The following is a 7834-nucleotide window of genomic DNA, read 5'->3' on the forward strand; positions in this document are numbered from 1 at the left end:
ACCAAGGTGTGCCTCCGAGGTAAGGTCGCCCTGGATTCCCGGCCGATTCGGCCATTGAGGCGGAATCGGCGCCATGCCCCAGCGGAGGACCCCCCGAAGGAGCGCTATGCGGCAGGGTGGCGAGGACGGGCCGGAGGGCCTCGACGACCCCACGGCGCACGAGGTGCGCGAGGCGCAGGGAGAGCGCTCGGACGAGCGCACGGGTACGCCCGCTGTGTGCAACGAGCAGTCGGGCCGCGCCGAGAACGTGGTCCAGGTCGGCGCGGTGTACGGAGACGTCCACGTCGGTGCGGGCGCTTTCGGAGGCAGGTCCGAGGGCGGGGACGGTGGCGGGCCCGGAGGCCGCAAGCGCCGTCCCGCCAATGTTCCGCCCGCTCCCGGTGTGTTCGTCGACAGGACGAGCGAGCTGGACGGCATGACCCGCATGTTCGGGGGCTCGGCGGGATCGGGGGTGCTCGTCTACGAGGGGCCGCCCGGGGTGGGCAAGTCCTCGCTCCTCAGGCAGGCGGCGCACCGCCTTGAGCACATGTTCCCGGGAGGACGGGTGTACTACGAGTACCCGCCCGCGGGGACCGGTGCCCGGTCCGACCCCGACCAGGCTGTGACGGAGTGCCTGCGCGACCTCGGCGTCCGGGACCGGTTCCTCCCGGACACCTTCGAGGCGCGGGTGGCCGAGTTCCGCGCCCTCACCGCCGAGGCCCCGGTCCTCGTCGTCGTCGAAGGGGCGCAGGAGCCGGCACAGGTCCGGCCCCTCATCCCCGCCGACCCCGACGTCGACCGGCTCGCCGAGGCCTGCGACGGCCTCCCGCTCGCCCTGGTCATGGTCGGCGCGCGGCTCCGGAGGTCGGGCGACACCGCCGGGCTCCTGGCGGAGCTCGGCGACGAGAAGCGCAGGCTGGCCGCGATCGGTCTGGGGGCGCACACATTGTCCGCGGCTTTCGGGATCTCCTACGAGCGCCTGTCGGATCGGGCCGCCGCGCTGTACCGGGCCCTGGGCGAATGGCCGGGGGAGGACTTCGAGGTGCCGACCGCCGAAGCGGTCGCCCAGGGCGGCGATGCCCGGCCCCTGCTCGCGGAACTGGCGGACGCCAACCTGCTGGTCTCCGAGCACGTCGGGAGGTACCGCTTCCGGCACCCGCTCATCGCCGCCGACGCGCGGGACCGGGGAGCGGAGTCGGACGGCACGCGGAGCCGGCATGCGGCGCTGGAGGCGATGGCGGAGCGGTTCCTGGCGCGCCTGGCCTTCGCCGACCTGGCCGTCATGGGCACGCGCACCCGGGCGACCGACGTCGACGCCCTCACCGCAGGGAGGGACGACCCCTTCGGAGACGACGGCAAGGCCAAGGCGCGCGCGCTCGCGTGGCTCAAACACGAGCGGCGCACACTGACCGGGCTCGTCCGGCGCGGAGCCGAGGCGGGACGCGACGGGCTCAAGGGGCCCGACGGGTTCGACGGAATCGTGTGGCGGACGGCGGAGATGGCGACCGCGCTGTACATGAACGTCCGCTTCGTGCAGGACTGGGCGGAGACCGGCCGGGCCGGAGCCGACGCCGCCGCGAGGGCGGGCGTCCCCGCGGCGGAGATGCGGCTGCGGACCGTCGTGTCGCGCCCGCTCACCGACCTGGGCGACAGGGAGGAGGCGCGGCGGCAACTGGAGCGCGCGCTCGCGCTCGCCCCCGACGTCGGCGACGTGATGCTGGAGTCCTCGGCGAACGAATTCCACGGTCGCCTCCTCGAAGGGAGCGACCCCGGTGCCGCCGTGTCCGCCTACGACCGGGCGGAGGCGCTGTGCACCACCCTCGGCGACGACCACAACGGGCGCCGGGGCGGCGCGCTCGCCGTGTACTTCCGCGGCTGTGCCCATGCGGCGGCGGGCAGCGAGGAGCGTGCCCGTGCGGACATGGAGGACGCCCTCGCGCGCTTCCTGGGCCTGCCCCAGCCCGATGTCCGCATGGCGGGGCGCGCGCAGGCGAGCCTGGGGCGCCTGCACTTGGGGGCGGGGAGGGTTCCCGAGGCGGTCGGCGTCCTCACGGAAGCCGCCGAGTCCCTGAAGAAGCTGGACGCCACCTACTACGAGGCCGAGGCCCGCGAGGACCTGGCCCGGGCGATGGAGCGGATGAACCTGCGGTCCGAGGCCGAAGGCCAGCTGCGGCGGGCGCTGGAGATCTACCGCGAAGGCGGCTCGCCGCGGGCCCGGGAGGTGGAGCGCCGGCTGTCCGACGAGGACTGAGCCCCTGTCGTTGATCTCGGGGAAGTCGGCCTTAAAAACGTCCTCTTAAGGCCGACTTCCCCGAGATCAACGCGGGGTTGGGCCGGCCCGTTCACCCCCGCGACGTGTGGGCCCGCCACGTCCTCCGCCCGTCGCTGACACGCGCTTCGCCGACGCCTGCGCCCCTGACGACCGTATAGGCGACGGCCGCCGCGATCCCCAGGGGGACGGCGGCCGACGTGCGGACCGACACGGAGGACCCGTCCCGCAGGTGGGCCGTGTACCTGTGGCGATCTGTCGGCACCCCGGCCTCCGCCCCGGTGAGGGGAGGGGCGGCCGAAACGGCCATGAGCGCCCCCGGATGGCGCATAAGGGTGTCGGCCGCCCATTCCTCACCGGTCCCGGCCCCGGCCAGCCAGGCGTCCTCGAAGAACTCGGGGCGCTCTCCGTGTTCGGAGCGCGATGAGCGGAGGATGACGGACGCTGAGCGTGCCAGCGCCTCATCGGGTTCGGCCTCAGAGACGGCGAGATGACGCAGCCGACCGTCACCCGGATCGGCCGGTCCGGCGACCGCGGCAGGGAAGCGTTCCACCGTGATGAACCGTGTGTCCCCGGCCGCCGTGCCCTCCACGTGCTCCACGTCCTGCACGCGCGTCAGCACCTCGAAGGCGGTGACCTCCCGCCACTCCGGCTCCGGTTCGGCGGGCCCCTGCATGGGCGTGCGCCGTTCCCTCTCTGGGGGCGGCTCGCCGCCCGCTCCCGGGTTTCCCGAGTCCGAGCCGTCGGGGGCTCCGAAGGGCGGTCGGGTGCGGGGCGTCCTCCCTGCGGCCGGGGGCTCGGGCGGCGTCAGGCCCAGTTCCCGGTACAGGAGCGCGCGCAGCCGGTGCGTCGCGGCGCCCTGGTACGCGAAGGCCTGTTCCGTCGCTCCGTCATGCCTGTCCGGTGCGTGCCCGTCGATCGCGGCGTCGATCTGGCCCCGCAACGGGAGTGCATGGTCGAGCCGTGGCGCGCTCTCGGCGAGCGCGCCGATGGCGGTTCCGGGAACGGACTCCTCGCCGAACGCCCCGAGGAGCACGGGGGTCCCCGCCCCCGCCGCGTACAGGGTCACCGACCCGTGGTCCCCGATCACGCAGTCGGCCGCCGTGATCGCGGCCTCCCACCCCCGTTCCGGAGGAAGGAGCCGGAGGCCGGCGTCAATGGCGGGTTCGAGGACCTGCCGTACGCCCCAGGGGCCGTGCGCGGTCCAGATGTTGGGGTGGAGGGCGGCGGCGACCCGGTACCGGTCCAGGGGCAGCTCGGTGAGCAGGCGATGGGGGAGCAGCGGCGAGGAGCCGAGGAGCCCCTGCCCGCCCCAGGTCGAACTCAGCACGATGAGGCGGTCGCCGGGGCCGGCGTGCAGGCGCTCCCGGTGCAGCGGGCGCCGCCGCAGTCCGGCCACCACGCGGTCGTGCACGTGGTCGCCCACAACCTCGGCGCGGTCGGCCAGGACGGAGTCCTGCCCGCACGCCTTGCGCAGCTGGTCGCGCTGTGCCGGATGGGTCAGCACCGTGATGACGTTCGGGCGGTCGGCGAACTCGTCGCGGACGACGCCCGAGAGGCGGCGCCGGCCGCTTTCGGAGTCCGGAACGTACTTCTGGAAGCCGATGCCGTGCGGGAGGACGACCACGGGCGCGTCCAGGCCGGTCAGGTCGACGTTCTCACTGGCCGTCAGGACGAGCGAGGCCGGGACCCGCCGGGCCTCGTCCCCGTCGACGAGGACGGCCCCCGACTCGGCCAGCAGGCGGCCGGTGCGGCCGCTGAAGGCCGAACCGTCGTCGCAGGTGAAAACGGTCTGCACCCGCGGGTCGCCGCGGAACAGGGCCAGCGCGTCGATCAGCCGGATCGTCGAGGTCAGGGTGCGGGCGACCGCGAGGACGATCGCGCCGCGCCACGTGGTCCAGCGCCGGATCTCCTCAGGGGCACGGGCCCAGAGCGAGAGGCCGCCTGGCGGCCCGGTCGTCCGGTCGGAGGGCGGAGACGCGGGGGCCGAGGGCCTGGGGCCTGGGGCCTGGGGCCTGGGGCCTGGGCTCATCTCTGATGCTAGTCGGGCCGCGCGCCCCTGTCCCGGAAAAGGGCGAATCCGCGGAAGGGTTGCACATCGGGGCGAGTGTAGCGACCGGACCCCGTCGGAGGCGCCCCGACGGGTCTGTGCCCGCCCCTCACCGCTGACGGGGCGGCCTGCACGCATGCGGACGGGCCCGGCCCCCGAAGGTCGGGCCCGTCCTGGTCCGTGCGGAGCCGTGGTGCTCGGCGCACGCCCTTCGGCCGGCCGGGACCGCGATCAGCCAGCGGCCGCCGTCCTTCGTGCGCCCCCGCGCCTCCGCCGGGCCGCGGCCCCTCGCGCTTCCTTCCCGGACTCAGACTTCCCGGCCTCAGAGGAACTCAGGAGCCGACGGCCTCGGGGTCGCCCTCTCCGCAGGTGGAGCACTCCGCGCGGCGGCGGATCGCGTAGGCCGCGGTCGCCACCGCCAGGGCCGCGCCCCACAGCAGCATCGCCGCGAACGCCGCCTCGTGCACCAGGTTCGCCCCGCCCGGGGCCTGGGCGGTGAGGAACGAACCGGTGAGCCAGGCCGCCGGAACCACCTTGCCCAGGGAGACCAGCGCCAGCGCCACCAGCGACGCGGGCACCACCGCCACCGGGACGGGCACCCTGCGGCCCGCCAGGCCGACCATCCAGCCGGGGAACCGCACGCCCCAGCGCTGCACCAGGCCCAGCATGAGCACGGCACCGCCGACCGCCCCCGAGGCCAGCCCCAGCCCGATGGTCAGCGTCCCTGGATCGGGGGTGAACCCCTGGCCCCCGTCGAGCCCGGGGTAGACGCCGAAGATCCACGGGACCCGGATCGCCGGGTAGACCAGCGAGGCCGCGACCGCCACGGCCACCGCGATCCTGCCCGTGCGCAGCGCCGCCGCCCGCACGGGCTCCTCACGCTCGGCGCTCCAGTCCCCGGTCCTGCCGCACACGCCGCAGGCGCCGCGCTGGGCGCGCAGGCCGGCCAGGCCGCCCACGCCCCACAGCACCGCCCCCAGCGCCGAGTAGAGCAGGAAGAGGCTCTCCGCCGAGGTCACGTACTCCAGGTAGCTCGCCGGCAGTCCCGGGACCGCCCAGCCCGCGGCGATGACGACCGGGGTGTACCCCAGCAGCGTCAGCAGCGCTCCGTGCAGCGGAACCAGCACGATCACCCCCGCCAGCAGCAGCGCGGTCACCGACGCGGCCCGGGCCGCCACCCCCGAGGGGGCCCGCACCAGCACCGTCGCGCACACGGCCCCGAGCGCCCCGAGGGCCAGCATGAACGCCGAGCCCACCGCCGGGTCGAACGCGTTGAGCACCGCGCCGATGCCCACCCCGTCCTCCCGCGAGAACGGGTGCGGCAGTACCCCCGCCGACCAGGCCAGGGACAGCAGCGCCGCCCCCGCCGACCAGGCCAGCGCCCCTGGGAACGCCCACCTCCCCATGTCCGTGCGCGCCTTCGCCGCTACCGCCATGGCCGCCTCCCCGAATCCTCGGGTCACCGTCCGGCGGGCCTTCCGCCGGACACCCCCGACACTTCCGGGAACACGGCCCGGGTGCCTCCCGCCCGGCGGTGAACCGCGTCCCCCGGGAGGGGGAGGCGCATGCGCGGCCCCGCGTGCCACGATCATGGCGTGGGGATCCTCCGCGCCGCCGTCGCGCCGCTCGTCTCCGCCCGGACCTACACCCGATGGGTGTACCTCGTCCTCGGCGGGGCGCTGTTCATGCCCTTCTTCATCGGCGTCCTGGTCCTGATCAGCCTGCTGTCGCCGTGGACCCCGGAGGAGGGGTTCGGCGTTCCGGGCCTGGCCGGGACGCTCGTGGCGGCGGCCCTGGGCGGGCTGACGGGGTTCCTGCCCGGCGTGCACGCGCTCCAGGCGCAGATCGCCCGCAGCCTGCTGGGCGGCCCCCTGGCCGATGAGCCGCCGCTCGCCGGGGCCGACTGGCGCACCCGGGCGCGGGGCTGCTGCTGGCTGGCGCTGCTGTTCGCGGTGGGCCTGGCGGTGTGCGTGCTCACGATGGTGGTGCTCACCGACGCGGCCTCGCTGGCCCTGGTGGCCCTCCTGGGGCAGGCACCGGACATGGGCCAGCGCGTCATCCTGGTGGACTGGGCGCCCCAGGGGAGCCGCCGCTGGCTGTCCCCCCTGGTCGGCGCCATGATGCTGGCGGCCCTGATCTCCACGATGGCGCTGCTGGGCGCGGGCGCCGCCCGGCTGGCCCGCCCCTTCCTCGGCGCCTCGGCCGCCGACCGCCTCGCCGCGGTGCGGGCGCGCGCCGACGACCTCGGCGAGCGCAACCGGCTCGCCGCCGAGCTGCACGACTCCATCGGCCACGCGCTCTCGGTCGTGGCGCTGCAGGCGGGGGCGGCCTCCCGGGTGATCGACCGCGACCCCGCGTTCGCCCGCGGCGCCCTGGAGGCCATCGCCGAACAGGCGCGCACCGCCACCGCCGAACTGGACCACGTGCTCGGCCTGCTGCGCGAACGCCCCGGCGAGCGGGCCCCGCAGCGCACGCTGGCCGACGTCCCGCACCTGGTCGAAGCGGCCCGGGCCGCGGGCACCGAGGCCGACTACGAGGCCCGCGGGCCGGTGGGGGAGCTGCCCGCGGTGCTCGCGCGGGAGCTGTACCGGATCTGCCAGGAGGGGGTGACCAACGCGCTGCGGCACGGGTCGGGCGGGCCCGTCCGGGTGCGGGTCGACGCCTCCGAGACCGCGGTGCGGGCCGAAGTCTCCAACCCGTGCACCGGGCGCAGCGCCCGGCGCGGTGAGGCGCGCGGGGGCCGGGGGCTGGCGGGCGCCCGCGAGCGGGTCCGCCTCCTGGGCGGCGAACTGCGCGCAGGGGCTGAGGACGGGGTATGGCGCCTGGCGGCGGAGATCCCGTGGAAGGGGGGCCGGTGAGGAACGGCGGAGGGTCGGCGGAGGAGGCGGCGGTGGTCTCGGTGGCGCTGGTCGACGACGAGGCGCTGGTACGGGCGGGGCTGGGCGCGCTCATCGGCGCCGAGCCCGGCATGGAGGTGGCGGGCGAGGCCGACGACGGAGACGCGGCCCTGGACCTGGTCCGGCGGACCGCGCCCGACGTGGTGCTGATGGACGTGCGCATGCCCCGCCTGGACGGGATCCAGGCCACCGCGGCGCTGGTGCGCCTCGACCGGCCGCCCAAGGTCCTGGTGGTGACCACCTTCGAGAACGACGACTACGTCTACGGCGCCCTGCGCGCGGGAGCGGCGGGGTTCCTGCTCAAGCGCAGCCGGCCGGAGGACATCCTGGCGGCCGTGCGGGTGGTGCACTCCGGCGACTCGCTGCTGTTCCCCGAGGCGATCCGGTCACTGGCGGCCGCGCACGCCGGCGAAGAGGGGCCGGCCGCCCGAGCGGTGGCGGGCCTGACCACCCGCGAGGCCGACACCCTGAAGCGGATGGCCCGGGGCCTGTCGAACGCCGAGATCGCCGCCGAGGCGTTCGTGGGGGTGGAGACGGTCAAGACGCACGTGTCCAACATCCTGGCCAAGCTGGGTGTGCGAGACAGGACGCAGGCGGTGATCGCCGCCTACGACTCCGGACTGGTCCGCGCAGGCCGAC

At 75.6% G+C, this 7834-nt stretch carries 5 protein-coding genes; 3 read left to right on the plus strand and 2 right to left on the minus strand.

What is annotated here, in order from left to right; translation table 11 throughout:
- Positions 1 to 106 precede the first annotated feature (106 nt).
- Complete coding sequence (locus tag D450_RS0111990) at positions 107 to 2230, plus strand: ATP-binding protein (RefSeq protein ID WP_017538908.1); 2124 nt, start codon at positions 107 to 109, stop codon at positions 2228 to 2230.
- A 91-nt stretch (positions 2231 to 2321) separates the two neighbouring features.
- Here the strand turns inward: D450_RS0111990 and D450_RS0111995 are convergent, their stop codons facing one another.
- Together D450_RS0111995 and D450_RS0112000 are read right to left on the minus strand one after the other, a co-directional pair.
- Positions 2322 to 4280 (minus strand): hypothetical protein, encoded by a 1959-nt coding sequence (locus D450_RS0111995; RefSeq protein WP_017538909.1) that lies wholly within the window; start codon positions 4278 to 4280, stop codon positions 2322 to 2324.
- A 350-nt stretch (positions 4281 to 4630) separates the two neighbouring features.
- On the minus strand, positions 4631 to 5734 hold the full coding sequence (locus D450_RS0112000; RefSeq protein ID WP_017538910.1) for a hypothetical protein: 1104 nt from the start codon (positions 5732 to 5734) through the stop codon (positions 4631 to 4633).
- A 159-nt stretch (positions 5735 to 5893) separates the two neighbouring features.
- Here D450_RS0112000 and D450_RS0112005 point away from each other — a divergent pair, with 159 nt between their 5' ends.
- Both D450_RS0112005 and D450_RS30035 read left to right on the plus strand, forming a co-directional pair.
- Complete coding sequence (locus tag D450_RS0112005) at positions 5894 to 7156, plus strand: sensor histidine kinase (protein ID WP_017538911.1); 1263 nt, start codon at positions 5894 to 5896, stop codon at positions 7154 to 7156.
- A gap of 32 nt (positions 7157 to 7188) precedes the next feature.
- A partial coding sequence (locus D450_RS30035; protein WP_039820403.1) for a response regulator transcription factor occupies positions 7189 to 7834 on the plus strand: 646 nt, incomplete at its 3' end.

This window comes from Nocardiopsis halophila DSM 44494 (genome assembly GCF_000341245.1).
Classification (GTDB): Bacteria; Actinomycetota; Actinomycetes; order Streptosporangiales; family Streptosporangiaceae; genus Nocardiopsis_A; species Nocardiopsis_A halophila.